The 25727-nt window shown below is 60.3% G+C and carries 24 protein-coding genes; 11 read left to right on the top strand and 13 right to left on the bottom strand.

All coding sequences use genetic code 11. From position 1 onward, the window contains the following. Window positions 1-89: 89 nt before the first annotated feature. Window positions 90-971: a LysR family transcriptional regulator gene (locus AC3A5O_RS00640; RefSeq protein WP_305481591.1), complete on the bottom strand. Its 882-nt coding sequence runs from the start codon at window positions 969-971 to the stop codon at window positions 90-92. 153 nt (window positions 972-1124) lie between these two features. Between AC3A5O_RS00640 and AC3A5O_RS00635 the strand changes: the two genes are divergently transcribed. Further along, window positions 1125-2333 carry an MFS transporter gene (locus AC3A5O_RS00635; protein WP_305467045.1) on the top strand — a complete coding sequence of 403 codons (1209 nt, stop codon included), beginning with the start codon at window positions 1125-1127 and terminating at the stop codon, window positions 2331-2333. 20 nt (window positions 2334-2353) lie between these two features. Here AC3A5O_RS00635 and AC3A5O_RS00630 read toward each other — a convergent pair whose 3' ends face one another. The 8 genes from AC3A5O_RS00630 to AC3A5O_RS00595 are packed head-to-tail and all read right to left on the bottom strand — an operon-like array spanning window position 2354 to window position 11033. Next, window positions 2354-3673, bottom strand: coding sequence for an MFS transporter (locus tag AC3A5O_RS00630; RefSeq protein ID WP_122564842.1), 1320 nt, complete (start codon window positions 3671-3673; stop codon window positions 2354-2356). Beyond that, on the bottom strand, window positions 3670-4911 hold the full coding sequence (argE, locus tag AC3A5O_RS00625) for an acetylornithine deacetylase (protein ID WP_460078297.1): 1242 nt from the start codon (window positions 4909-4911) through the stop codon (window positions 3670-3672). Before argE ends, AC3A5O_RS00630 begins: the two co-directional genes overlap by 4 nt. Window positions 4912-4934: 23 nt before the next feature. Then, entirely contained in the window at window positions 4935-5882 is a 948-nt protein-coding gene (locus AC3A5O_RS00620) for an EamA family transporter (protein ID WP_122564843.1), read from the bottom strand. Between the two features lie 46 nt (window positions 5883-5928). Then, window positions 5929-7212 carry an ATP-grasp domain-containing protein gene (locus tag AC3A5O_RS00615; RefSeq protein ID WP_122564844.1) on the bottom strand — a complete coding sequence of 428 codons (1284 nt, stop codon included), beginning with the start codon at window positions 7210-7212 and terminating at the stop codon, window positions 5929-5931. A 9-nt stretch (window positions 7213-7221) separates the two neighbouring features. Then, window positions 7222-8079, bottom strand: a complete 858-nt coding sequence (locus AC3A5O_RS00610) for a TauD/TfdA dioxygenase family protein (RefSeq protein ID WP_122564845.1) — start codon at window positions 8077-8079, stop codon at window positions 7222-7224. Further along, window positions 8070-9239, bottom strand: a complete 1170-nt coding sequence (locus AC3A5O_RS00605; protein ID WP_487752733.1) for an FAD-dependent oxidoreductase — start codon at window positions 9237-9239, stop codon at window positions 8070-8072. Before AC3A5O_RS00605 ends, AC3A5O_RS00610 begins: the two co-directional genes overlap by 10 nt. A gap of 1 nt (window position 9240) precedes the next feature. After that, the gene (locus AC3A5O_RS00600; protein WP_122564847.1) at window positions 9241-10362 is read right to left on the bottom strand and encodes a pyridoxal phosphate-dependent aminotransferase; all 1122 of its coding nucleotides are present in this window, start codon (window positions 10360-10362) and stop codon (window positions 9241-9243) included. Window positions 10363-10388: 26 nt separating this feature from the next. Then, window positions 10389-11033, bottom strand: coding sequence for an iron-containing redox enzyme family protein (locus AC3A5O_RS00595; protein WP_240998397.1), 645 nt, complete (start codon window positions 11031-11033; stop codon window positions 10389-10391). Window positions 11034-11399: 366 nt separating this feature from the next. Between AC3A5O_RS00595 and AC3A5O_RS00590 the strand changes: the two genes are divergently transcribed. From AC3A5O_RS00590 to AC3A5O_RS00545, 10 genes are all read left to right on the top strand, one after another. Further along, window positions 11400-11957 carry a helix-turn-helix domain-containing protein gene (locus AC3A5O_RS00590; RefSeq protein WP_122566886.1) on the top strand — a complete coding sequence of 186 codons (558 nt, stop codon included), beginning with the start codon at window positions 11400-11402 and terminating at the stop codon, window positions 11955-11957. Between the two features lie 206 nt (window positions 11958-12163). Further along, window positions 12164-13183, top strand: a complete 1020-nt coding sequence (locus AC3A5O_RS00585; RefSeq protein ID WP_487752732.1) for a LacI family DNA-binding transcriptional regulator — start codon at window positions 12164-12166, stop codon at window positions 13181-13183. Then, entirely contained in the window at window positions 13167-14171 is a 1005-nt protein-coding gene (locus tag AC3A5O_RS00580) for an ABC transporter substrate-binding protein (protein WP_305467050.1), read from the top strand. Before AC3A5O_RS00585 ends, AC3A5O_RS00580 begins: the two co-directional genes overlap by 17 nt. 51 nt (window positions 14172-14222) lie before the next feature. Continuing rightward, on the top strand, window positions 14223-15041 hold the full coding sequence (locus AC3A5O_RS00575) for an ABC transporter permease (RefSeq protein ID WP_163006776.1): 819 nt from the start codon (window positions 14223-14225) through the stop codon (window positions 15039-15041). Next, window positions 15038-15832, top strand: a complete 795-nt coding sequence (locus AC3A5O_RS00570; protein ID WP_122566889.1) for an ABC transporter permease — start codon at window positions 15038-15040, stop codon at window positions 15830-15832. The genes AC3A5O_RS00575 and AC3A5O_RS00570 overlap by 4 nt, the downstream gene beginning before the upstream one ends. Continuing rightward, window positions 15829-16860 (top strand): ABC transporter ATP-binding protein, encoded by a 1032-nt coding sequence (locus AC3A5O_RS00565; protein ID WP_487752731.1) that lies wholly within the window; start codon window positions 15829-15831, stop codon window positions 16858-16860. Before AC3A5O_RS00570 ends, AC3A5O_RS00565 begins: the two co-directional genes overlap by 4 nt. Before the next feature lie 25 nt (window positions 16861-16885). Next, window positions 16886-17716 carry a phosphodiesterase gene (locus tag AC3A5O_RS00560; protein ID WP_487752730.1) on the top strand — a complete coding sequence of 277 codons (831 nt, stop codon included), beginning with the start codon at window positions 16886-16888 and terminating at the stop codon, window positions 17714-17716. Between the two features lie 179 nt (window positions 17717-17895). Next, a complete protein-coding gene (locus AC3A5O_RS00555; RefSeq protein ID WP_305481598.1) occupies window positions 17896-19215 on the top strand; it encodes an OprD family porin in 1320 nt (439 codons plus the stop codon). Window positions 19216-19453: 238 nt separating this feature from the next. Continuing rightward, window positions 19454-19927: a (2Fe-2S)-binding protein gene (locus AC3A5O_RS00550; protein WP_122566892.1), complete on the top strand. Its 474-nt coding sequence runs from the start codon at window positions 19454-19456 to the stop codon at window positions 19925-19927. Between the two features lie 12 nt (window positions 19928-19939). Further along, window positions 19940-22180: a xanthine dehydrogenase family protein molybdopterin-binding subunit gene (locus AC3A5O_RS00545; protein ID WP_354338982.1), complete on the top strand. Its 2241-nt coding sequence runs from the start codon at window positions 19940-19942 to the stop codon at window positions 22178-22180. A 49-nt stretch (window positions 22181-22229) separates the two neighbouring features. Here AC3A5O_RS00545 and AC3A5O_RS00540 read toward each other — a convergent pair whose 3' ends face one another. The 4 genes from AC3A5O_RS00540 to AC3A5O_RS00525 all read right to left on the bottom strand — a co-directional run bounded on the left by AC3A5O_RS00540 (window position 22230) and on the right by AC3A5O_RS00525 (window position 25711). Continuing rightward, window positions 22230-23138, bottom strand: coding sequence for an AraC family transcriptional regulator (locus tag AC3A5O_RS00540; protein WP_122566894.1), 909 nt, complete (start codon window positions 23136-23138; stop codon window positions 22230-22232). 232 nt (window positions 23139-23370) lie between these two features. Further along, a complete protein-coding gene (locus AC3A5O_RS00535; protein WP_122566895.1) occupies window positions 23371-24117 on the bottom strand; it encodes a YkgJ family cysteine cluster protein in 747 nt (248 codons plus the stop codon). Window positions 24118-24404: 287 nt separating this feature from the next. Further along, complete coding sequence (locus tag AC3A5O_RS00530) at window positions 24405-25181, bottom strand: alpha/beta fold hydrolase (RefSeq protein WP_487752729.1); 777 nt, start codon at window positions 25179-25181, stop codon at window positions 24405-24407. Window positions 25182-25204: 23 nt separating this feature from the next. Then, window positions 25205-25711 (bottom strand): cytochrome P460 family protein, encoded by a 507-nt coding sequence (locus AC3A5O_RS00525; RefSeq protein ID WP_305467056.1) that lies wholly within the window; start codon window positions 25709-25711, stop codon window positions 25205-25207. Window positions 25712-25727: the final 16 nt, after the last annotated feature.

Raw genomic sequence — 25727 nt, 5'->3', positions numbered from 1 at the left:
TCGCGAGCAAGCTCGCTCCCACAGGGGGGCTGGGGTGGAGATGGATGTTGTGTCTGCTGAAGATTGAAGGTGGGACATATCCCAGTGAGTCACTTGAACAACTCGGTGCTCATGAAATCAATGAACACCCGCAGTTTCGGCGCCAGGTGTTTGCTTGAGGGCCAGAGCATGCGGAAGGTGCTCTGATGCCGATTGAAGTCGTCCAGGACGGTGACCAGTTCACCGGCAGCGATGGCCTCCCGCACAGTGAAATCCGGCACACAGGCGATCCCCAGCGCATCGTGCACAACGTGCAGCAACGCCTCGGTGGTGTTGCAGACCAGGGTCGCCGGCAGGTTGAGTTCCGGCTCTCCGTCCCCGTTTACCGGCCAGACTTGCATCCTGCCGGTACTGGGGAACTTGTACAGCAAGCAGGCATGACCCAGCAGGTCCGCCGGTGCGTGCGGGGTGCCGTGCTCGGCGAAGTACCGGGGCGAACCGACCACAACGAGCTTGAACGGGCCCAACGGCCGGGACATCAGTCGGGAGTCGTTCGGCTCACCCGTCCGAATGACCGCATCGAAACCCTCCTCGATGATGTCCACCAGTCTGTCGGAAAAATCCAGGTCCAGTTCGATACTGGGGTAGCGGCGCATGAAGGCAATCAGCGTCGGCATGACCAAATCCGCAACGAGGGGCAAACTCACACGCAGTTTGCCCCGTGGCGCCTTGCGGGTTTCCGACAGTTCCAGTTCGGCTGCTTCGACCTCGCAGAGAATGCGCCGGCAACGTTCAAGAAACAGCGTCCCTTCCGCCGTCAGCGTGATACTGCGTGTGCTGCGATGAAACAGCCGCACACCCAGCCGCGCCTCAAGCCGGGCGACGCTTTTGCCCACCGCCGAAGACGAAATACCCAGCGCCCTACCCGCCTCCGAAAAGCTGCGGGTTTCGGCCGCGCGCACAAAAAAATCAATCCCGCTCAGTGATTCCACGCCACGCTCCCATTGCGGACATTTTTTCCGATGTGTTGTGCACTCTAGCATTCTTGTCTCGACAAAGACGGGCACCTACCGTAGTCGACACTTATCAATCTGCGATTGACCACGTCGTTCCGGCGGGTCAGGCGCGTTCCAGGCAGGTAACACATGACGATTGCCAACACCCATATCGACGCAGAGGCCGAGGTTGTTCAAGGTACTGCACCGCTCCCCATCGGTTCACTGTTTGCCCTCGCACTGGCGGCGTTCGTGACCATCCTCACCGAAGCCTTGCCCGCCGGTCTTCTTTCGCAGATCAGCGAAGGGCTGGCGATCTCCGAGGCCCTGGCCGGCCAGTTGGTAACGGTCTACGCGATAGGTTCCTTGCTGGCGGCTATTCCATTGACGGCCGCGACCCAAGGCATGCGGCGCAGACCGCTCTTGCTGCTGGCCATCGCCGGCTTCGCCGTTGCCAATACCGTTACGACACTGTCCACTCATTATGCTTTGACGATGGTCGCGCGCTTGCTGGGCGGCGTATCGGCCGGACTGCTGTGGGCCTTGCTGGCCGGTTATGCCGCCCGCATGGTGCCCGAGCACCAGAAAGGTCGAGCGATTGCGATCGCCATGGTGGGCGCACCCTTGGCGTTATCCCTGGGTGTACCGGCCGGCACGCTGCTCGGCAACCTGATCGGCTGGCGGATGAGTTTCGCCATCATGAGCCTGTTCGCCGTGGCCTTGATGGTCTGGATACGACTCAAGGTGCCTGACTTTCCCGGGCAAACCACCCACAAACGCCTTGCCTTGGGCCAGGTCTTCAAGCTGCCGGGCGTGCGCTCGGTGTTGTTTGTGGTGCTGGCTTTTGTTCTGGCGCACAACATTCTCTTTACCTATATCGCTCCGTTTTTGACGGCGGTGGGCCTGGGCGAGCGGACGGATCTGGTCCTGCTGGTCTTTGGCGTCGCGTCGTTGCTGGGGATCTGGGTCGTCGGCGTGCTGATCGATCGCCATCTACGGGCGTTGACGCTGGCAGGCACGGTGCTCTTCGCCCTTTCGGCAATGATGCTGGGGGCGATGAGCGACAGGCCTGTAGCGGTGTATATCGCCGTGGCCGCTTGGGGAGTTGCTTTCGGAGGGGCTGGGACTCTGTTCCAGACGGCCATCGCCAAGACTGCGGCAGAGGCGGCGGATCTCGCCCAGTCGATGCTGGTCACGGCCTGGAACCTCGCCATTGCCGGCGGCGGGATCGTGGGAGGTGTCCTGCTCGATCACCTGGGGGTCGTTGCGTTTGCGCCTGTCCTGGTCGTTCTCCTGCTGCTGACGTTGGCGGTGGTGTGGTCTGCCAGCAAGTGCGGGTTTACACGAAGCCTTCAGTGACGATTGTTGGTCATCTTCGTTCAAGTCTCGTGCTCTGCAGTCAACCCAGGGTTAGCGCTTGCCCGGTATTTCGACAGGCTTACCCAGGCCAGCGGAATTGCGCTCAGGCAGGCTGCGGCAAACAACCAGTGCGCCGCCGCCAGAGCATCCCCGCTCTGTCGGTAGATCAGGGTAATCAGCGTCGGCGTGGAACTGCCAAAGAGGGTCACCGACAAGGCGTAGGCCAGCGAGACCCCCAGGGCCCTGACTTGCACCGGAAACAGCTCGGCCAAGGCCGCCGAAGCCGGCCCCGTGTAAAGCACCATCAGCACTGCCAGCCCGCATTGGAAGCTGATCAACGTCTGGAGACTGGGGCTGTTGTTCAACCATACGAACCCTGGGTATACGCAGAGCGCGACCCCCATGGAACCGATGAGCATGACGGTATAGCGCCCGATACGGTCCGATAGCAGTGCGGTCAAGGGACACAATAGTGTGATGAGGCCTACCAGCACCAACCCCAGGTAGGCCTCGTTGCGCGGAAGCTCAAGCACCATCGATGCATAGGTCGGCATGAAATTGATCAATTGTGTCGCAACAGTCCAGAGGACGACGATCAACACCCCCATCACGAGGTTGGGCAGGTAGGGGCGCAGGCTTGTCCCCTTTCCTGGCAGTGCTTGATTAGCCTGGTCATCGAGAAAGCGGCGCAGCGGCTCGCTTTCCTCAAGGCTGCGGCGAATCTTCAGACCGGCGACCACGACCAGCAGCCCAAAGACATAGGGCACGCGCCAGCCCCACTCATCCAACTGGGCTGGCGTCAACGCGCTCGACAACAGACTCGCACTTAAACCGCATAGCAGGAATGATCCGGCTTGCGCCACTTGTTGGCTGGAAGCAAATAGACCACGGCGGTCGGCAGGTGCCGTTTCGACAAGATAGGCCAACGCGCCACCAATCTCCCCGCCTGCTGCAACCCCCTGCAATATGCGCGCGACGACAATGCTCAGCGGTGCCCACCAACCAATGGCCTGATAGGTCGGGCAGACCGCAATGATCAGGGTTCCGGCGCCCATCAGCATGATGGACAGGGTCAGCGCGGCCTTGCGTCCCCGGCGATCGGCATAGCGCCCCATCAACAGCGCCCCCAACGGCCGGGCAACGAAGCCGACCGCGAGCGCCAGGTAGGAAGCGAGCAACGACATCAATGGGTCGGAAGCCGGAAAGAACGCCGCCGCGATCTGCAAGGCAAAGATTGCAAACAGGGTGAAGTCGAACCATTCCAGCGCGGCGCCCACACTCACCGCCAGCACCAGCTTTCTGCGCTCGCGCCCCTGGTTATCCAGGGCGGTAGCGCTCATTGCTCACCCCCGGCGGGAAGTGGAGGCAATGGCTCACAACACGCCAGGCGGCGCAGGAACTGCTCACAGGCCTCAAGCTGAGCCAGTTCCACATACTCGTTTGCCTTGTGCGCTTGCTTGATACTTCCTGGGCCGCAGACGATCGTGGGAATCCCAGCGGCCTGGAACAACCCGGCCTCGGTGCTGTACGCCACTCGCTGTCGGCCATGGGTCATTGAACTCGCCTCGCGAACCCACTGCGCGAATGCCTGATTGCCCTTCTCATCCAGCCCCGGGGTATGCAGCGTGTGGAAAAACTCAATGGACGCCCCCGCAGCGCGATCATTCATCTCACTGTGCATGGCCTGGCTGGCGTCCTCCTTGATCTGTACCAACAGCTGCTCGGCATCGCACCCGGGCAGGTAGCGAATCTCGAAGTCAAAATTGCATTGGCCAGGAATGACATTGCCTGCCACACCGCCGTTGACCCGGCAGACCTGAACGGTGGTGTACGGGACATCAAACCCACTGTCCAGCGGCCCCTTTGCCAGCCGTCTGGCCACCTGCTGAAGCTGCATCTGTACTCGCGCGGCATAGTCGATCGCGTTGACCCCCTCGCTGGGCAACGATGAGTGCGCCACCTTGCCGTGGACACAGCAATTGATTTCATGACGCCCTTTGTGGCCGATCACCAACGCCATTGAAGTCGGCTCGCCGACAATACAACCGGCGGGTTCCAACTGCGCCTGCGTGATAAATGGGGCCAGGTGTTTCGCCCCCATCGCGCCCACCTCTTCGTCATAGGACAGGGCCAGGTGAAAGCTTTGCCGTGCAGACGCCATCAGCTCTGGAACCATCGCCAGCACCACGGCGATAAACCCCTTCATATCCGAACTGCCACGACCGTACAGCCGCCCATGGTCCAGGTGGGCGCTGAACGGATCCTGCGCCCAGGCTTGGCCCGCTACGGGCACCACGTCGGTATGTCCGGAGAGGATGATGCCGCCGGGGCGCGGCGGGCCGAGACTGGCAAACAGGTTCGCCTTGCGCCCGGAGACGTCCGGCAGAATTTGGGCCTGCACCCCGACGCCGTGCAGGTACCCGCTCACCCATTCGATAAGGTCCAAATTGGAGCGGTCGCTGACCGAAGGGAAACCAATCAAGGTGCGTGCGATCTCCAACGTGCGTGCCAGCACGCTGCGGCCGTCATTCGAGCAAGCGTCTGCCGCCCCCTGCGCAAAGGCCAAGGAAAGAGTCATGGGATGCTCCAGCAAACAGAAGTCTATTTTTGAAGGGCGACCGGCATAGGCCCTGAATGAACAACGCGCCTGTCTCGCGAAAACCAGACGTTGGACAACAACACCGCCACGCACACCAGCGTAACCAGGACTGGCACCCAGGGGCTATGCCAGGTGGAGAGTACGAACTCGGCCGCCAAGGCAATGACCGGCACGCACGGCGTGAGAATGGACACCCGCCCGCCTCCCAAATGCTGAATGGCAAACTGCAGGGTGAACACCGGAATCAGCACGCTGACAAACGCCAGCTGGATCAATTGACCGAGCATGGCGGTATCAAGCGTGAGCAATTGGTGCAAGTTTTCCCGGCCGACCCAGCCCGTGACAATCAATAGCAGGAAGAACCTGACACACAGAATATCCATGGCGCTGTACTTGCTGTCACGGTTCAGTCGAGCCGAGCAGAACACATAGATCCCACCGGTGATCCCGGCGACAGTGGCCAGGGCAATGCCCTCATGCAAGTTGACAAGACTGACCTGGGCCGTGACTCCAAGCGCGAGGCGCATAAGGACCAGGGCCATCAGCGACAACAGGATCAGCAGCGCGCCCAACCACCGGGAACGACTGACTGCGGACCTCGCCACCAGCATTTCACAGACCACCACCACCAGCGGCATCCAGCCCTGATAGATGGCCGATTCCACTGAAGCCTCGATACGCTGCAACGCCATGAACATCAGCCACCAACTGAACAGTGTCAGCACATTGAGCAGCAGCACGCCTCGCCACTCCTCGCGCAGTAGCCGAAACGGGTCATGACCCCGCAAGGTATGCACCAGGAAAAATACCGCCCAGGCCATCAGGAAGGTAATGAATGTCAGCGCCGCCCCACTGATACGGGTGAACGCCACCATGACCCAGACGGCCGAGAGCGCCGTCGAGATGCAGTAGACCGCCATGCTGACGGCACCGAGTATTCCTGTCTTCATGCCTGCTCCTTGAGAAGAACCTGTTGCTTGCCGCCCGCGGAATTGATCAAGCGGTTCCCGGCTCCAGCACTTCCACCTGGGTTGGCACGTAGTGCTGCAAGGCTTCGAAGTCGGCGCGGAGCACCTTTGGATCTGCGTTATACAAAGTCAGGATGCCCGCGGTATCGGCCAGGGACCGGGAGTCCACCACCATTCCGGGGGCGACCCTCCAGTCGATGCTGTAAGTACTGGAAATGGGGGGTTCGTTGAGCTGGCTGATCCGACCTTTGCGCAAGGGCAACAAGGCGGACACCACGTTGTTCTTCTCGTTGGGCTTGATGTCATCAAGCGCTGCGGCCCCGGCGACGAGGTAGAGATTGGCGTCGATCAGGTTGATATCGCTGTTTTTCTCGTGGTACGGCACCCCGATACCGCCAGGCACGCGTGCGGCAATTTCCAGGAACACCGGATAACCGCGCTTGCGGTCCACGAAGACCTCGTGGTGCGTCGAACCGTTGCGAAAGTTCAGGGCTGCAATCACATCCCGGTTGAAGGCTTCCAGGGTCGCCTTGAGCGTGGGATCGGCTACGGGAATCACGCTCAAGGGCTTGCCCTGGACAAAGTCGAAGTTGGTGCAGCCCAGTTCCAGGACGCCGCAGTAGCGGATTTGACCGTCAACCACAAACGAATCGCACTGGAACATGTCACCGTCGATGAACTCGTCCACCTCATAATCAAAATGATACGGTGAGGCCAGCACTTGTTCTCGGGCCTTGATGAATTCGGCCTCGTTGCGAATGATCGACACCTCGAAACTGCCCGCTGCGTTCACCGGTTTCAGGACCAGGGGCAAGCCCAATCGCGCCGTCAGCTCGGCGTAGTAAGCCTGCGGCTCAGCCGATAGCCGTACGTGATCCAGGGGCACGAACTCGGGAATGCGTATTCCCTTTTCGCTGACGGCGTGTTTCATCAGCACCTTGTCGCGAAAGTTCGCCACGATCGCCTGTGTATCGCCCTCTAATCCGAACTCCTCGCGCAATTGTGCCGCCAGCTCAACGTGGCACTCTTCCTGGCAGAAAATACGCAATGACGAAGTATTGCCCTGCACGGCTCGCAACTCATCGCTGATGATGCTTCGACATTGGTCATGATCCAGCAACGGGCGAATGTTGCGCTGCAGGTCGGCATCGACGCGTGCAATCTGCGAGACGTTGCGCTCGAGTGTGGGCGGCAGGACATCGGCATGATAGGCGATCAGTACTGTCCGGCACTCTCGACCCAGCGTCCGCAGCGCCTTCTCGGAGGCGAAGTTAAGGTAATGGGGCGTCAGGAAAACGATGGTCTTGATCATGGTAATGCCTCACTGGAAGTCGACGTTCATGCGATAAAGAAGGCGCGCATCGGCGCCCCCTTCACTTTTGGGGATTGGCGGACCTTTATGCAGCGTTGAGAGGTTGTCCCAGATCACGATGTCGCCTGGGCGATAGGCATGCCGATAGCGCGGCGCGTTCTGGACAAGGAAGTCGACCAGACTGTCGAGAATGCGCTGGGACAGTGCTGGCGTTACCCCTTCTATTTGCATGGCCGTGGCGGCCGGTGCATAAAGCGACGTCGTGGCGGCGAGTGGGTGTTTGAACACCAAGGGGTGAACCACGGTGTCTTCCAGTGCGCCAGCCTCCTGGGGATTGAGTTGTTGCACCGCAGCGTCGGCATTGCGCAGTGTGTCGCGATTGCCGAACCGATGGTGAATCCGCAGGTTTTCCAGGTCTAGGCCCTTCAGGTGCTGCGGGCAATCTGGACTATCCAGCCACTGGCGAACTTGATGCAGGCCTGCGACACAATCGATGAATTGAGTCTCACCGTGTTGGTCCGGTACACGTACCGACAGCAGTGACGTGAACACCGTGTTCGCCGATTTGTACGACATGTCGGTGTGCCAATACCCTCCTCCCTCATGCACACCCAAGGCCTGGCCGTCCCGATAGAGATTGGTCACGGTCAGCACTTCCCGATAGTCCTCGAGGCAGTACTTGGCCAACACATGATGCACAGGTGCCCCCAGCCTGCGCATCAACTGCACATAGGGGGCAACGCTGACGTCCTGGTTGGCGATGACCAGCACCTTGGCCCCGGCGATGGTTTGTTTGAGCTCCGCTGGCGACTGCCCGAGCACATCGCCAAGGTCCAGGCGCAGCGGCTGGAACATCCTCACGCCCATGACCGCAGTCCTTCTTGCAGTGATGTTGTGGCACTCATTTCTGCTGCTGCGGGCACCATCGTGTTGATCGATGCATAACCTGAAGCTGCGCCCGCGAAATACAGGCCGGCGACAGGGCTTTTCCCATCCTGGTGGCAGGTAAAGCCGGTTTGCGGGTTGAGCAGTTGTGGCCAGTCGGTAGCGGGGAGTTGGGCGGTGACGCCGATGGCCGACACCAGGCATTGGTCCTTCGCCAACACATCCAAGTGCAACTCATACCCCTCGGATGCCTGGGCAGCGACCAGCCGGCCCGACTCTTGAGCCTTGCGACAAGAAGCCTGGAGCAACGAATTGCCATTGAGCGACGCCGGAAGGTCCAAGACGACCTTGTCGCCGTCCTGGCGAATGCGGCTGTAGGCATGCAGCCATATATTGGCCCGGCCCGTGCTATTGGCGCTGTTGAGCGGCCCTTGAAAGGAACTGGACGAAGTCTTGGCAATCATTTCCAACGTGCGCTGGCTCAGGGACCTGAGGGCAAAACGATCATCGGTCTCTTGGGGATACAGCCCCAGGTAGGATTTGATCAGAATGGACACATTGCGGGCGAACGGGGCAAGCAGTAGTGCGATCTGAAACGCACTGTTACCGCTGCCAAAGATGACCACATCCTGCTGCAGGAAACGGAGGCCCTGCCCCCGCGCAACCATTTGATAGACATCAAAGCAGTTCAACCAATGGGCATTGGGCATTTCGAAGGGCGGCGCCTTCGGGCGAATCCCGGTTGCCAGGATAATCTGCCGCGCGCGCAAGGAATGACTCTGGGAGCCCGGGGCCAGGCTCACCTCGAACACCCCCTGCACCTTGCTTACGGTGACCACCCGTTGCTGGATCTTGGCCAGAGGCAAGGCTTCGAAGTTGCTACGGATATAGGCTGCGTATTCCTCACCGGTGGGGCTGACGCACAACTTGCGCATGAATCGATGCAAGGGATAGGGAGCGCCTTCAATCTCCAGCTCATTGCAGTATGACTGCAATGGATGATCTCCCATCATGCCCATGCACCCCCCGAATACATCGCTGATGACCGCGACTTTCAGGCCCAGGTCGATCAGCCGGATACACTCGCTAAGCCCTGCGGGACCGCCGCCTACGACAATGACGTCGAACACTTGCTGCTCCATTTCAAAAATCCTCCAGGCGGGCACAGGCTTGATCAACAATGGGTTTGGCTACCGAGAAAGAAAACCGGACATAGGTGGGGCACTGCCCCAGGTAGAAGGGCGTCGCAGGCAATGGCATGACCCCGCAACGCATGGCCAAGTGTTGACTGAACTCAACCGGAGACAATGAAGGCGCCTGCCGTGAATAGTCGGCCATGATGTAATGGCCGCCCGCCGGTAACCGGATATCCAACCCGGCAGCCATCAGCGCACCTGCCAGGCGATCACGTTTGTGCTTGTAGTGCTCACGCAAGCTATCAAGTCGCCCGACGGTCAATTCATCAAGCAAAACAGCAACGGCGGCCTGTATGGGGGTGGGTTGGCAATAGCTCAGGTACAGGTGGTGGGCGTAGGCTCGCTCCATGAAGGTTGCCTGCGCGCATAACCAGCCGATCCGGACTCCCGTCATGGACAACAACTTTGAAGCGCTGCCCGCCACCATCATGGGAATCTGCTGGTGGGGGTACTGTGCCGGCGCGTCGGTGTCGTACTGATAATGACGATAGGCTTCGTCGACAATCACCATGAAGTCATGGTTTTTTGCCAACGCCACCAAGTGCTGCCAATCATCCGCGGACATGCACCACCCGGTCGGGTTGTGGGGCGTATTGAGCAGCAATATGCGAACACCGGCACGCAATTGCCGCTCGAACATTGCCCAGTCGGGGCCGATCGACGCCCCCACCGACAACGGTAGTGCAACAAACTCCAACCCCAGCAACGTGGCCATTCCTGGGTAATAGGGATAAAAGGGTTCAAAAAAGGCGACCCTGCTGCCGTATTGCGTGGACGCGGCATACAGGGCCAAGTACAAGGCCTCGGTACAGCCGCTGGTCACCAGCACTTCGCTGTCGGGCGCATAGCCGGCACTGTGGGCCGCAATGCTTTCGCGCAAAATCATTTCGCCGCGAGGGTCGGCATACTGCCAGCCCGACCGCACCTGGCGGGCCAACGCCGCATTCATGGCATTGTCAAACAGGGGTTCAGGAAGTCCTTGCGACAGGTTCAACGCCCCCGAGGATGCTGCATAGGCACTGGCATCCCTGAAGGGCGCCACTCGACCAATCAATGTCAAATCATCCATGACTTCCCGCCCCTTGTATTGATCGGTCAGGCGTGAGTGGCCACTCGGTTGAGTCCTTGCCAGAATCGGGTCAACAGGTTCAGTACATCGCCAGCGCCTTCCAGAATATCGCTGCCGTTGTCAGTGTCTCGAGCGGCCTCCATGACCGCGTCACTGATCCATTGCACATGATCGGTTTCAACCAGCATGTGCAGGTAGAAGTAGGTGAAGTCTTCGTGCTTCCACCCGCTGTACAGGCGGAAACCTTCGTACAGGTTGGCGATCATCGGAAAGCCGAACTCTTCGATAACGTAATGAGCACCAATGGCGTGCTCTGTCGAACCCTCAAGGAAAATCCGACGCAGGCCGTCGACCAGCTCGCTGGCTTCGGGAATGTATTCAACCTTCTTCCAGTCATCCAATGTGATGCCGACGCCGGCGAGTACACGCTCAAACATAATGAAGTGCGCCTCGCCTACCCCATCGCCCAGCTCAGACACCACCGTGCGCGCCAACTTCATCCGAATCACTTCGCTGTCGGTGCGGTGCGAGGTACCCGCCAGGATCTGGGGGAACGTACGAATGTAATAAAAGTATTGCTGGAACACTTTCTTCAACGTTGCCTTGGGCAGCGGGGCCTGGCGAAACGTTTTGTAGAACGCATTGGTGTTGATCCCCGAAGCCGTGATCATTCCTTTAATCGAATGGATGATTTGCTCACCCGTCAGACAGCCTTGTTCCATTTGCTGAGCCGGCATAGATTTCCCCAAATACGATAAGGTAGCTTGGACGGCAGTGACGAAATGTCGCTGCGCGTTTCAGATAGTAAACAAGCGACTCATGCAAACAAATTAATAGTTTCAATCGGCTATGCTTCAAACAATAGATTTATTTTGAAACATGAAAAACTCATTATTATTTTTGATTAAAATCATAGGTTTACTTTCATAGAAAATTTTAACGCACAAAAATAGAGCATTATTTATTTTTTGCACCGACTTGATGCGCGCCAGCCGCTAAGCTGAAATTAAATTACCCTGACCTGGAAGTCTTCTATAGTGAACAACCAACCCATTGACATCGCCCTGACCATCAAAGCCGAGCGAACCGCCCGTGAATGGTCCATCGGCGAGCTCGCCCAGCTCTCCGGCGTATCAAAGGCTATGATCAGCAAAATTGAAAACGCACAGGTCAGCCCTACCTCAACGATCCTGGGCCGGTTGTCAGGTGCTTTCGGTTTACCCCTCTCTACCCTGCTGCATCGGGCCGAGGGGCGCTCGGGACTTCTTTCAAGGGCGGCGGAGCAACCGCGCTGGGTAGACCCGGAAACCGGCTATGCGCGCCAGCAAGTCTCACCCCGGGAGGGCTGGCCACTGGAACTCATCAGTGTGCAACTGCCCCCGGGCGTGCGCATCAGCTATCCCGCCACGGCTTACGCGTTCCTTCATCAGCAGGTGTGGGCCACGCAAGGCACGCTGACGTTTACCAAGGGCACCACCACCTACCTTCTGGAACAAGGCGACTGCTTGCAATTGGGACTGCCTGAAGAAGCCTGCACGTTCGAAAACGCCACGCCGCAAGTCTGTGAATACGTCATAGCCTTGATTCGCAAGTAGCAACAGCCCCATCGGTAACCGCCTGCAACAAAGGCTAGCCGACGGCACGTCAATCATGCCGACCTGCAAGCAGGTATCGCGCGCCCGGAATGGCCGTCCGAGGTAGGCACCGCCAGCTGACATCAAACTGTCATCACTCCTTCGCCGAAATGCCACGATTCCTGGCTACTGTCCTCGCCAATGAGATCGATCTCAAGCGAGTGACAATGACTGATTTGAAAGAAGTGGCACGTCTGGCAGGGGTTTCGCGAGCTACCGCTGCCCGCACCTTCGCCTCCCCTGAAGTAGTGCGTCCGGCTACCCGCGAGCAGGTGTTCGCCGCCGCACGGCAGCTGGGTTTCCGGCCCAATCGTCTTGGTCGTCAGTTGCGCCTGCAAGTGACCAAGCTGATCGGTGTGGTGGTCCCCAACCTGCTCAATCCCGTGTTCGCCGAACAATTCCAAGCCATGGAGCGCGCTGCGCGTTTGCGCGGCTACAACCTGCTCCTGGCGACGACCGACTACAGCAGCGAGCGCGAAAGCGTGGTGGTCGAGGAGTTGTTGCGCCAGCGGGTCGATGGCCTGGTCCTCACGGTCACCGACGCCGAGAGCAACCGCGTGTTGCAAAGCCTGGACAGCGAGGACACGCCTTTTGTGCTGGCTTATCACCAGCCGGGCAATCCGCACTACAGCGCCGTGTCGGTGGACAACCGCGCCGGCATGGCTCTGGCCACTCGTTATCTGCTGGAAGCCGGGCATTGGCGCATTGGCATGGTTGCCGGCCCGGCCCTGCAATCGGACCGCGCTCGCCTGCGTTACGCCGGTTATTGCGACGCCATGCGCGAGGCCGGCCTCGACAGCCTGCCGGTGATTGAAATGCCGGCCCATACCCAGGCGGACTTCGCCGCCATCGCGCCCTTCCTGCAAGGTCCGCAGGCCCTCAGCGCACTGGTTTGCTCCAACGATCTGTTGGCCATCAGCCTGATCGCACAACTGCGTCGCAACGACTGGCACGTGCCCCAACAGCTCTCGGTCATGGGATTCGATGGCATCGCCCTCGGCACTCAAATGCACCCGACATTGTGCAGCGTGGTTCAGCCCATCGAGGCCTTGGCCTGCACCGTAATCAATCAATTGCTGGCGCAGATTGCCGGCGCCACACCGGTTACCCATTGCCTGCCCTGCCATATCCGGCCGGGCGAAAGTACTCAATCCTACAAGGAGACACTTGATGATTCGCTTGCGTAAAACCCTGGCGACGTTACTGCTATGCGGCGCTGCCAGCCTGGCCCAGGCCGCCGAAACGGCGATTTGCTACAACTGCCCACCGGAATGGGCCGACTGGGGCACACAGCTCAAGGCCATTGCCGATACCACTGGCGTGCAGGTCCCGCTGGACAACAAGAACTCCGGGCAGGCACTGGCGCAACTGGTCGCCGAACAGGCCGCGCCTGTAGCGGACGTGGTGTATTACGGCGTGACCTTCGGTTTGCAGGCGCAAAAAGCCGGGGTGGTCGGCACTTATCAACCCAAGGGCTGGGAACAGATTCCGGCAGGCTTGAAAGATCCGCAGGGACACTGGTTCGCCATTCACTCCGGCACCCTGGGCATCATGGTCAACGTCGATGCCTTGGGCGGCTTGCCTGTGCCGCAAAGCTGGGGCGATCTGCTCAAGCCTGAGTACAAAGGCATGGTCGGCTACCTTGATCCATCCAGCGCGTTCGTCGGTTACGTTTCCGCGGTAGCGATCAACCAGGCCATGGGCGGTAGCCTCAATGACTTCACGCCGGCGATCGATTACTTCCAGAAACTGGCGAAAAACTCACCCATCGTGCCCAAGCAGACCGCTTACGCACGGGTGTTGTCCGGGGAGTTGCCGATTCTGGTGGATTACGACTTCAACGCCTATCGGGCACGTTACAAGGACAAGGCCAACGTTGCTTTCGTGATCCCCAAGGAAGGCAGCATCAGCGTGCCTTACGTCATGAGCATCGTCGGCAACGCGCCGCATCGGGCCAATGCCGAGAAGGTCCTGGACTTCGTCCTGTCCGACCAGGGCCAGGCGCTCTGGGCCAAGGCCTACCTGCGACCGGTGCGGGCGATGAAGATGCCTGCCGACATCGCGTCCCAGTTCCTGCCAGACAGCGATTACGCACGGGCCGGCGTGGTCGACTATCAACAGATGGCGGCGGCACAGGAAGCCTTCTCCGCACGTTATCTGAAAGAGGTCAAGTAAGTGACCGCCTCGGTAATAAAAGCCCGGGGAGTCCCTTCGGGCCAGGCCACGGTGCCGCGTTTGCGGCTGACCGCGGCCTGGGCCCTGGCGCCTGCGGCTGCGGTGCTGTTCGCGTTCTGGTTGTTGCCACTGGCGCATCTGATCGTGCTGGGCGGGCAAAATCGCGACGGCGGCGAAAGCGGCTATTGGCAGGTACTGAGCAGTGCGCAATACCTGGGCAGTCTGGTACAGACCTGCCTGCTGGCCTTGGCGACGACCCTGGCGGCGCTCCTGGTGGGGGGCATCAGTGGTTTTTTTCTCAGCCGCCAACGCTTCTTCGGCCGCTCGCTGCTGGTCGCCTTGTTAACGTTTCCGTTGGCATTCCCCGGCGTGGTGGTCGGCTTCCTGGTGATTCTGCTGGCCGGGCGCCAAGGCTTGTTCGCCAGCCTTGGCCTCGAGCTGGCGGGTGAACGCTGGATCTTCGCTTACTCGCTGATGGGGTTGTGCCTCGGTTATCTGTACTTCTCGATTCCACGGGTGATCCTCACGGTGATGGCTGCTTGTGAAAGCCTCGATCGCAGCCTGGAAGAAGCCGCTCATTCCCTGGGCGCCGGCCACTGGCGAGTGGTTTGCGATGTCATCGTCCCCGGTCTGGCACCGGCACTGGTCTCGTGCGGGGCGATCTGCTTTGCGACCTCCATGGGCGCGTTCGGTACGGCCTTCACCCTCGGCACCCGCCTGAATGTGACCCCGGTGGCGATCTACAACGTGTTCACCAACTACGCCAATTTCGCCGTGGCCGCTGCGCTGTCGGTGGTGTTGGGGGCGCTGACGTGGGCAGTACTGCTACTGGCCCGACGGCTGGCAAAAAACTCGAGGACCGTCTTGTGAAGCGCTCAACGCTGTTTATCGGCCAGTTGGTGTTTACCCTGCTGGTCTGCGCGTTCATGTTGGTGCCCGTGCTGATGTCACTGCTGGCCGGGCTCACGCGCAATTATTTCCAGGGCGTCTCCAGTGGCCTGACGTTCGATTGGCTGGTGCAAGTCTGGCAGGCCTATTCGCCGACAGTCTGGCTATCCCTGCAACTGGCCGTGGCCTGTGCGCTGTGCGTCTGCGTGGTGGGTGTTCCGGCGGCTTACGCGTTGGTGCGGATGAACAACCGCTTCAGCCGTGCGTTCGAGGAACTGATGGTGCTGCCGGTGGCGATGCCTGGCCTGGCCAGCGCCCTGGCGTTGCTGCTCACCTATGGGCAATTCGGTGGGTTTCGCAGCAGTTGGCTGTTCATCCTCGTCGGCCATGTGCTGTTCACCTTGCCGTTCCTGGTGCGCCCGGTAATGGCGGTGATGCAACGTCAGCAACTGCCTGTCCTGGAAGAAGCCGCCGCCAGCCTTGGCGCCGGGCCGCTACGACGATTCTTCAGTGTGGTGGTACCCAACTGCCGGGCGGGGATCCTCGCTGGGGTCCTGATGGTCGTCACGCTGTCGTTGGGCGAGTTCAACCTGACCTGGATGCTCCACACCCCAATGACCAAAACATTGCCGGTAGGCCTGGCTGACAGCTATGCCTCAGCCAGGCTGGAAGTCGCCAGTGCCTACACCCTCATATTCCTGCTGATGATCGTGCCGCTGCTGATTGCGCTGCAGGCCATCAGCGCGCGCCTTTCCCGTGGAGAAAAACGATGACCGGAACCACCATTCGCCTGGCAGGTTGCCGCAAGGCGTTCTCCGACGGCACCGTTGCCGTCCATGACCTGGACCTGACCATCAATGCCGGAGAAACCCTGGCGATCCTCGGCCCGTCCGGTTGCGGTAAAACCACGACCTTGCGCCTGATCGCCGGCCTTGAGCGTCCGGATGCGGGGCAGGTGTTTTTTGGCGACACCGACGTCACCCGCCTGCCCATCGAACGACGCGACGTGGGCATGGTGTTCCAGAACTATGCGTTGTTTCCCAACCTGGATGTGGCCGGCAACATCGTTTATGGCTTGAAGATTCGCGGCATGGCGCCGGCTGAACGGAACAGGCGCTGCTCGGAGTTGCTGGAACTGGTGGGCCTTCAGGACCATGGCAAGCGCAGCATCCACGAGCTGTCCGGCGGTCAACGCCAGCGGGTCGCCCTCGCCCGCGCCCTGGCGCCCAAGCCTCGGGTATTGCTGCTTGACGAACCGTTGGCGGCGCTGGATGCGCAGTTGCGCGAACGCTTGCGCAGCGAGTTGGATCAGTTGCTACGCCATCTGGGCATTACGGCGGTGTTCGTCACCCACGACCAGGGCGAAGCCATGGCCCTGGGCAATCGGATTCTGGTCATGGAACACGGCCGCGTCGCACAGTTGGCCAGCCCAAGGGACATCTACCAACAACCGGCCAACACGTTCGTCGCCAGTTTTGTCGGCAACCTCAACGCTTTTCCAGTGCTCGCCCACACGCCCCTGGGCTTGAAAGTCCACGGCGGAGAGTTGCCGTGGCGCGGTGGCGGACTGCCTGCCACCGTCTACTGCCGGCCCGAGCATTTGCGGGTGATGGACAGCGAGGGGCATCTGCGCGGGCGCCTGGTGGGCCAGTTTTTCCAAGGGGCCCAAAGCCGCTTGTTGGTGGACGTCGGCGCCGCCCAGCCATTGCTCGTGGACAGCACCGACAACGTCACCCACGCCACCGGCGCCCTGATTGCCTTGGCCGTCGAGCCGCAAGTGCTGTTCACCCTGTCATCGTGATCTTCGTGTTTTCAGAGGGCTTATTTTGAATCATCCGTTTCTCATTGCGCAGATCAGTGACCTGCATCTCAAGGCCGGGGAAAAACTGACCTATGGCGTCGTTGATACCCTCGCCGCGTTGCGTCGTGCCGTCGATCATTTGAATACCCAGGTGCCGCGCCCCGACATCGTAGTAATCAGTGGCGACCTGGTCGACTTCGGTCGCCCTGATGAATACGCCGTATTGCACCCCGAACTGGCGCGCCTGCACATGCCTTGCTACCTGGTGCCTGGCAACCACGACAACCGCGAACATTTGCGGGCGGCATTTGCCGATCACGCCTACTTGCCAAGTTTGGCTGGAGCCCCCTTGGATTGGGTCGTCGAGGAGCATCCGCTGCGCCTGATTGGCCTGGACAGCACCATTCCCGGCGGTCATGGCGGTCAGTTACTGGATAGCCAATTGCGCTGGCTCGATGAACAGTTGGCCCGTCGTCCCGAGGTGCCAACGCTGCTGGTCCTGCACCATCCGCCGTTTATCAGCGGCATCGGCCACATGGACCGCGAGCCGTTCATCAACGCCTCGGCACTGGAACAGGTCATCGCCCGCCATCCACAGGTAGAGCGTTTGCTCTGCGGGCATTTGCATCGGCCGATGCAGCGGCGCTTCGGCGGTAGCCTGAGTTGCGTGTGCCCCGGCACCTCACATCAAATCGTCCTGGATCTACAGCCAAGCGCGCCCGCGCATTTCAACCTGGAACCACCCGGATACCTGCTGCATCACTGGCATGACCAGAGTTTGGTGACCCATAACGGTGTGTTTGGCCAGTATCCCGGGCCGTATCCGTTCTATGACGCTCATGGATTGATCGACTGATAACCCCAGGGACTTTTACTGATGCCGTTCTTTGGAGATTTATCCCCTACCCCACTCAATGCACTGAAGTTTTTCCAACGAGTTATTTAACGCCTCGGCCAATCATCTGATCGGTCGAGCGCTTCCTGCTGTCTTTTCAACATGCCCGGAACAGAGATTCCGCGGTGGAGTTCGCCCTGATGAAAGTCCTATTTAACGTACTGAGTGTTTTAACGGGTGGTATGACGCTTGTCCTCAGCCCATTGGCGTCGGCTGATTTTATCAGCGACAGCAAGGCCAACTTGAACTTGCGCAACTTCTACTTCAATAACGATAACCGTGACGGAGCCGCCGCGCCTTCGAAGACCGAAGAATGGGGCCAGGCCTTCATGCTCAATTATCAGTCGGGGTTTACCGACGGCACCGTCGGGTTCGGCCTGGATGCCATGGGGCTGCTGGGCCTGAAGCTCGACAGTGGCGCCGGCCGTCATGTCGGTGGCTCGATGTTTCCCAACGATGGCGACAAGGCGGCGGACCAATGGGCTCGTCTCGGTGCCACGGCCAAGATGCGTGTCTCCAAGACCGAGCTGCGGTACGGCACCTTGCAACCGAAGTTGCCGATCCTGGTCTCCAACGATGGTCGCCTGCTGCCGCAAACCTTCGAGGGCGGGCAAGTCACCAGCAATGAAATCGACAACCTGACGTTCACCGCTGGCCAGTTGGAACACGCCACAGGGCGTGCGTCCAGCGACAGCGCCGGCCTGGCCGTTGCGGGCGGCACCCAGGAAAGCAATAAATTCACCTTTGCCGGTGGCGATTACAAACTGACCAAGGATCTGACCGCGCAGTATTACTACGCCAATCTTGAAGACTACTATCAACAGCACTTCGCCGGTTTGCTGCATGTATTACCGTTGGGTGAATACGGTTCGTTGAAAACCGACCTGCGTTACTTCAAAACCACGTCCGATGGCAAGAACAGCAGCGCTGCCGGTCGCGCCAGTGGTTACAAACTCGGCGGTTATACCAAGGATGGCAACGGCGAGATCGACAACGACACCTGGAGCGCGGCGTTCATTTATTCGTTGGGTGGCCATGCCATTACCGCGGGTTATCAGCGTGTTTCCGAAGACAGCAACTTTACGCAACTGAATCAGGGCGGCCTGGTGGGCAAAGGCGAAGGCGGCGCAAGTCTTTACCTCTACACCGACCGCACCATCCAGACGTTCATCCAGGCCGGTGAGCGCACGGCATTCGCGCAATATGCCTATGACTTCGCAGCGCTTGGCGTTCCGGGTTTGAAGGCCTCGGTGATGTACCTCAAGGGCGACAACATCCAGACCGCCAGCGGCCGGGACGCCAGTGAATGGGAACGTGATATCTCCCTGGACTATGTGATCCAGAGCGGCACGTTGAAGAACGTCGGTTTCGGCTGGCGCAACGGGATGTCGCGAAGCGATATCGCCCGCGACCAGGATCAAAATCGCCTGTTTGTGAGCTACAGCATTCCGTTGATGTAACCGTGCAGGAGGAAGGAGCCGGAAGCACTCCCACCGCGGCTCCTTTCCTCCCGCCTTCAAGGCATGCCCATTGCCCTGGCGCCGGGCCTACCGCGCTGTTGCACTGACACAGCAGCGTTGCCTTCCCGGGCACATTGATTCGCAGGATCGGGCAAGCATCAGCCCGGATCGTGCAACCCTCCGCAAATATTCCTTCCTATAGTTGATCAGAGCCAAACCATCTGGAGCTGGTCCCCCTATGAGCGCCCTGAACATAAACGGCCGTGAATACACGGTCGACGTCGACCCTGGAACCCCTATTCTCTGGACCCTGCGCGACACGCTGGGCATGACCGGCACCAAGTTCGGCTGCGGCGCGGCGCTTTGTGGTGCCTGCACCGTGCACCTGGATGGCCAGGCCATTCGTTCCTGCGTGACGCCCATCGCCGCCGCCGAAGGCAAGAAGATCACCACCATCGAAGCGGCAACCGATGGCAGCGACCCGGTTGGCAGTGCCGTGCACGAGGCGTGGGTCAAACACGACGTGGCGCAATGCGGCTACTGCCAGAGTGGCCAGATCATGAGCGCAACGGCTTTTCTCAAGGCCCAGCCCAAGGGCAAGCAGCCCACGGCGGCCGAGATCGACTCGGCCATGGCCGGCAACATCTGTCGCTGTGGCACCTACGCCCGAATCCGCGCCGCGGTGGCTGATGCCGCCAAAGCCCTTGCCTGATCGGAGCCGACCATGTTGAACGAGATTTTCCCCGACGAGTTGCCCCGCGCCTTGCAGCACACGCTGGAGCGCGATCAGGCCGACGGCCCCGCTACGCTGCCCCGCCGCAGTTTTCTCAAGATTGTCGGCATCGGTGGTCTGGCGCTCGGCGCTTTTCCCCACTTGGCCCTGGCGCAGGAGACCAACGGCGCAGTCCCAACGCCGCTCAAACCGACTCAGCAGCCCTCCGCATTTGTGCAGATCGCCCCTGACGGCGTGGTAACGGTGACCATCAACCGCCTGGAGTTCGGCCAGGGTGTGCAGACCGCCCTGCCCATGATTCTCGCCGAAGAACTGGATGCCGACTGGAGCCTGGTGCGCAGTCGCAACGGTAACAGCGACGCCGCCTATATGGACCCGGCCTTTGGCATACACCTGACTGGCGGCTCCAACTCGATCAAGAACAGCTATACCCAATACCGCGAACTGGGCGCCCGCGCTCGCGCCATGCTGCTTGCGGCGGCAGCCGCGCGTTGGAACGTCGATGTCGCGAGCCTGAGCACCCAAGCCGGCATGGTGCTCGGCCCCGCCGGGCGTAAAGCGAGCTATGGCGAGCTGGCCGAGGCCGCGATGGCCCTGCCCGTACCGGAAACGATCACGCTCAAGGATCCCAAGGATTTCCGAATCATCGGCCAGGCCACCACGCGCATCGATGCGAAAGCCAAGAGCAGTGGCCAGCAGGAATTTGGCATCGACATGCATCTGCCGGGGCAGCTCACAGCCGTGGTGGCACGTCCGCCAGTGTTCGGCGCCAGGATTGCCTCTTTGGATGACAGTGCGGCACGGGCAACCAAAGGGGTGAAAGCTGTGTTTCGCGTGCCGCTGGACCGAGGTGCTGAAGGCGTTGCTGTGGTGGCGGACGGTTATTGGCAGGCGAAACTGGCGCGTGATGCGCTGAAGCTGGAATGGGACTTGGCCAGCGTCGAGAAAGTGGACAGTGAAAAGCAACGGGTCCAATACCGGGAGCTGGCCGCTCAACCCGGCCCACGACAATTCGACGCTGACATGACACCGCTTGCCAGCGCGCCGCATCAGTTGGAAGCCGAGTTTGTGTTCCCTTACCTCGCCCACGCGCCCATGGAGCCGTTGAACTGCACCGTGCAACTCGCGCAGGGGCGCGCCCAGTTGTGGGTCGGCACCCAGTTTCCTGGCGGCGATGGCGCGGCAGCTGCACGGGTCCTGAATCTGCAACCCGAACAAGTCCAGGTCAATGTGCAGACGGCGGGCGGAGGTTTCGGCCGGCGTGGCGTGCCCACCAACGATTTTGTCGTGCTGGCTTGCGAGGTGGCCAAGGCCGCGCACGCCGCCGGGCTTGATGCTCCTATCCGCACACTCTGGAGCCGTGAGGACGATATCAAGGGTGGCTACTATCGCCCCATGCACCTGCACCGCGCGCGCATCGGTTTTGACGACAGCGGTAAGGTGCTGGCCTGGGACCATGTCTTGGTCGGGCAATCCATCGTCAGTGGCACGCTGTTCGAGGGGATGGTGAAGAACGGGATCGATGCCACCGCAACAGAGGGAATGCGTAATCCTTATCCGCTGCCGATGCGCCTGACAGTCCACCACCCCAAACTCAACGTCCCCGTATTGTGGTGGCGCAGCGTCGGTTCCACCCATACGGCATTCGTGATGGAAACACTGATCGACGAGATCGCCCGCACCACCAAACAGGACCCGGTGGCGTACCGGATGAAGCTGTTTGGCGACCAGAGCCCACGGCATCGCGAAGCGCTGCAATTGGCCGTGGACAAGAGTGGGTATGGCAAGCGCCAGCTGGCGGCGGGCCGTGCCTGGGGCGTGGCGGTCCACGAATCGTTCAGTTCGGTGGTGGCGTACGTCGTCGAAGCCTCGGTGCAGGATGGTCGTCCGGTGCTGCACCAGGTGACCGCCGGCGTGCACTGCAATCTGGTCGTCAACCCACGCAGCGTTGAAGCCCAGGTACAAGGCGCTGCGCTGATGGGCTTGTCGATGTGCCTGCCAGGTGGCGCCGTCACCCTGAAGGACGGCGTCGTGCAGCAGAGCAATTTTGCCGACTTCAGCGTGCCGCGCATTACCGACATGCCGGAATTCGCCGTCCACATCGTGCCCAGCGCCGAACCACCCACGGGGATGGGTGAGCCCGGTTTGCCAGCGTTGGCTCCGGCGTTTGCCAATGCCGTGGCGAGCCTGACGGGTAAGCCGTTGCGTGAGTTGCCGTTCAAGTTGACGTGACAGAAACATGAGGCCGTCTGGCAGTTGCGCTGCCAGACGTGCCTCCCTGTTACAAGCGAATCCGCTTGATATCCCGCTGCGGTGGCTCTCCGAACAGGCGGCTGTACTCGCGGCTGAACTGCGAAGCACTTTCATAGCCAACCTGCCCGCCTGCGCTGCTCGCGTCGACATTCTGGGTCAACATCAAATGCCGAGCGGCTTGTAGCCTTAACTGTTTCTGGTATTGCAGCGGACTCATTCCGGTCACGGTGCGAAAGTGCTGGCGAAAGGTAGAAGGACTCATGTGCGCCTGTGCCGCCAGATCGTCCATGCGCAGCGTCAGGCGAAAATTGAGTTTCAACCAGGCGAGGGTCTTGGCGATGTGTTGGCTGGGTGAGCCTGCGGCGATGACATGCAGCAATTGCGGAGCATGGGCACCGCTTAACAGACGAGCGATGATCTCTTCCTTGATCAGCGGGGCCACAGTCTCAAGCAGTGGCGGCTCCTTCAACAGCTCGACCAGACGCTTCAGGGCATCCAGCACACCGGCATCCAAAGCCTGCACGGTAATGGGTTTGAACGCGTCGTCTCTCATGCGTTGCGACAGCCGCATGCGCTCGGCCACTTGCATCACCGTGGTGCTTTCGAATCTCAGCATCATGCCCAGGAAAGGCTCGGCGACGCTGGCCTGGCAGATATGTGAAATGACTGGCAGATCTACGCTGGTCACCATGGACTGACCGGGTGAATAGGTCAGGATGTCCTCCCCCACCATGGCTTGCTTACGGCCTTGCAAGGTGACGCCGATACCCAGGCCGTAGATGCAGTGCATGGGCGCAGTGATCGCTTTGCGCCGATGCAGGCTCAAGCCGGGTATGGCGGTGATCTGGTCGCCGTCGCTGGGCAGCCGTTGACTGACCGAATCGGCCAGACGTTCTATGTCGCTGAGGGTTTTGGCGCTTGTAAAATCGGTTGGCACATTCGACTCCTGGAAACATCAGGCCTGGACGGCTCACAGCGAACGAGGTTCGCTCCGACCGCAAGTCCGCCCACGGTGGAGTATGCTGGGCCGGTGGTTCGGCTCGCTTGCCTGATCAGCGCAATTTCTTGCACGATTCAACGAGCCATCAGAGCCAGAAGACCCTGACATCCAAGTATAACAAGATATTTCAGGAAATAAGGATGCCCAAAGCGATGACTTCGCCTGGCACCTAAAGTCTATGGAAGATGTAGCGGGTGGACGGTTGATCGTCCAACGCTACCCCTGCCTGGCCCAGTTGTTCGCGCAAAACTGGCGTGTCGACCCGGACTTTCCAATCCGCACGGGCCGGAGCCACTGACCCGCCGTCGTAACGGCTGATCGCCTCGAACAGCTGCGTTCGGTCTGGGAGGTACACCGCCAACGCGTCGCCCTTCCACGCCGCGACATTCATTCCCAGGGCTTCACATACCTGGATTTTCGCCTGGGCATCGTCTCTATCGGCCTGGCGTGAGCGTTCGATCTGATCGGCCAGGATCGGATCGACGACCCGGTCCGTGAAGAGAATATCCCCCGCCTCCCAGACTTCGGGAGGGCAAATCTTATCGGCCGGGCGCAGGGTAATGAACGGATTAATTTCCATCGGGTAAATTCGACAGACCAGGGGGCGCTCTTCATAGATGCCGCAACGGCCGTCATCGCCCAGGTTCTGACATTGCGTCAGGGCATTGCCGGCCAATACCGCAACGACTCGAATCTGCGCATTGCCGCTGGTTACCTCCACGGCCCGCTGGGCGCTGTGGGTGAATTGCCCAGGCGCAGAAGCCCAAGTCGTTTCATCGAACGCCTCCAGTATGACCGCCACTTCATGCCCTCGTTGGAGCCACTGCCGTGCCTCGTTCAGCGTCAGTGGAATCAGGCGGCCCTTGCAGCAAATCCCGCAACCGTTGCAGGCAAATCGGATAGCGCTGTTTTCCATACCAAGCTCTCACACACATGTTTTCAACCGACCATCGATGCGCCCTCGAGCGGATACATCGGTGGCAGAGCCCCAGGGGCGCGAAAGTATGTGGAGCGAGAAACGGATCCGTTTGCCGGATTCGCCGGCATATTTGCCCGATTCAAGGTGAATTCCGCTAACCGGCCCTTGAAACGAAACTCTGCTGTGGCGAGGGAGGTTGCTTGCGCCGACCACTCCTCACCACGGATTTCACGTCCCTAAGTAAGCACTATTGCTCTTATGACCAGTTTTTACAGGCCCCGCCATCACTTCGCCGCAGCAGCGGTTTCAATCAGCCGGGCGACCGGCTCCGGATTGGAAACCATCACCACATGGGAAGCCCCCTTGACCACTTTCACGACCTTGGCCTCGGCACGCTTGGCCATGAAGGCCATGGTCTGGGGCGGGATGTTCTTGTCCTTGTCGCCGTAGATGTACCAGGACGGAATGTGCTTCCAGGCCGGGGTCCCGGCCTGTTCGTTCAACGCCGCCTCAGTGACCGGACGCTGTGTCGCCGCCATCAATGCCGCCTGCCCGGCGGGAACATCAGCGGCGAACTGGTCGCGGAACTTGTCCTGTTGGATGTACAGATCCTTTCCGTCGTCAGCCAGTGCGACAGGTGGAGCAAGGGTTGGCCCCAGGGTGCTTCCGGGGAATTTGCCGGCGAGCCCGGCGACGGTTTCGCCCGCCTCGGGGGCGAACGCGCTGACGTAGACCAGTGCCTTGACGTTGGCATGGTCGTTGGCCGCTTCGCTGATGACGTTGCCGCCGTAGGAATGGCCGACCAGCACAACGGGAGATTGGATGCTGCTCAGCAAGGCGGAAACTGCAGCACCATCGCTTTTCACGCTGCGCAACGGGTTGGCTGCGGCGACAACGGTATAGCCATCTTTCTCGAGGATCTTCACCACGCCATTCCAGCTTGAAGCGTCGGCAAAAGCGCCGTGTACGAGGACGACCGTGGTTTTTTCAGTTTGTGCGAACGCGTTGGCCGCGATGAACAGGCCGGCGCTGCACGCCAGTGCGGTCATGACTTTTTTCATTGGAAACTCCTTGGGTGACAGGGCTATTGGGCGAATCGGGTGAAGACGAAGTCGTGGTTCTGCACGCGCGCCTGATGGCAGGCGAAGCACGTCTGGTGCTGTGCCTCATCGGCGGGTTTGCCATTGATAAAGCGGCCAAAGCCCCAGCCGCCGGTGGCGGCATATTTGCTGGAGTCCTTGACCATGACCTGCACGGTGGTCGCCGCGCCGGGGATCGAAGCCGGCTCGAACTCCGGCGACTGGACGTGTTTCCAGGCCAGCTTGACCAGCACCGCGCCGTCCGGGAACGGCAGTGTTGAATCCTGATAAGCCTTGATCGCCAGGTCATTGCCCAATACCGCTCTCAGCTCGTTCAGGGGTTCCGCCTCCTGGGCCGGGGCTATCAGCGCCCATTGGCGATACCCATCAGGAAGCTTTACGCCATAGATCGGTGACGCTTCGCCGCTGCCGGCGTCGCCCAAGGCGATGCCGGTCGCGGTCAGTGCAGCCACTGCAATAACAGCGGAGACCGCCAGTTGCTTGAGTTTCATCGTTGTTCTCCCCTGG

It is taken from the genome of Pseudomonas sp. Soil_N_39 (assembly GCF_057655955.1).
The sequence above is the reverse complement of the archived record's forward strand: the minus strand, read 5'-3'. Positions and strand labels throughout refer to the sequence as shown.

Bases quoted from the DNA above. Each gene is read 5' to 3' on its own strand.
- AC3A5O_RS00620 (WP_122564843.1), bottom strand. From the start codon at position 5,882: ATGAAGACAGGAATACTCGGTGCCGTCAGCATGGCGGTCTACTGCATC.
- AC3A5O_RS00565 (WP_487752731.1), top strand. From the start codon at position 15,829: ATGACCGGAACCACCATTCGCCTGGCAGGTTGCCGCAAGGCGTTCTCC.
- AC3A5O_RS00550 (WP_122566892.1), top strand. From the start codon at position 19,454: ATGAGCGCCCTGAACATAAACGGCCGTGAATACACGGTCGACGTCGAC.
- AC3A5O_RS00530 (WP_487752729.1), bottom strand. From the start codon at position 25,181: ATGAAAAAAGTCATGACCGCACTGGCGTGCAGCGCCGGCCTGTTCATC.
- AC3A5O_RS00635 (WP_305467045.1), top strand. From the start codon at position 1,125: ATGACGATTGCCAACACCCATATCGACGCAGAGGCCGAGGTTGTTCAA.
- AC3A5O_RS00630 (WP_122564842.1), bottom strand. From the start codon at position 3,673: ATGAGCGCTACCGCCCTGGATAACCAGGGGCGCGAGCGCAGAAAGCTG.
- AC3A5O_RS00605 (WP_487752733.1), bottom strand. From the start codon at position 9,239: ATGGAGCAGCAAGTGTTCGACGTCATTGTCGTAGGCGGCGGTCCCGCA.
- AC3A5O_RS00545 (WP_354338982.1), top strand. From the start codon at position 19,940: ATGTTGAACGAGATTTTCCCCGACGAGTTGCCCCGCGCCTTGCAGCAC.
- AC3A5O_RS00525 (WP_305467056.1), bottom strand. From the start codon at position 25,711: ATGAAACTCAAGCAACTGGCGGTCTCCGCTGTTATTGCAGTGGCTGCA.
- AC3A5O_RS00595 (WP_240998397.1), bottom strand. From the start codon at position 11,033: ATGATCACGGCTTCGGGGATCAACACCAATGCGTTCTACAAAACGTTT.
- AC3A5O_RS00600 (WP_122564847.1), bottom strand. From the start codon at position 10,362: ATGGATGATTTGACATTGATTGGTCGAGTGGCGCCCTTCAGGGATGCC.
- AC3A5O_RS00555 (WP_305481598.1), top strand. From the start codon at position 17,896: ATGAAAGTCCTATTTAACGTACTGAGTGTTTTAACGGGTGGTATGACG.
- AC3A5O_RS00585 (WP_487752732.1), top strand. From the start codon at position 12,164: ATGACTGATTTGAAAGAAGTGGCACGTCTGGCAGGGGTTTCGCGAGCT.
- argE (WP_460078297.1), bottom strand. From the start codon at position 4,911: ATGACTCTTTCCTTGGCCTTTGCGCAGGGGGCGGCAGACGCTTGCTCG.
- AC3A5O_RS00580 (WP_305467050.1), top strand. From the start codon at position 13,167: ATGATTCGCTTGCGTAAAACCCTGGCGACGTTACTGCTATGCGGCGCT.
- AC3A5O_RS00535 (WP_122566895.1), bottom strand. From the start codon at position 24,117: ATGGAAAACAGCGCTATCCGATTTGCCTGCAACGGTTGCGGGATTTGC.
- AC3A5O_RS00615 (WP_122564844.1), bottom strand. From the start codon at position 7,212: ATGATCAAGACCATCGTTTTCCTGACGCCCCATTACCTTAACTTCGCC.
- AC3A5O_RS00610 (WP_122564845.1), bottom strand. From the start codon at position 8,079: ATGGGCGTGAGGATGTTCCAGCCGCTGCGCCTGGACCTTGGCGATGTG.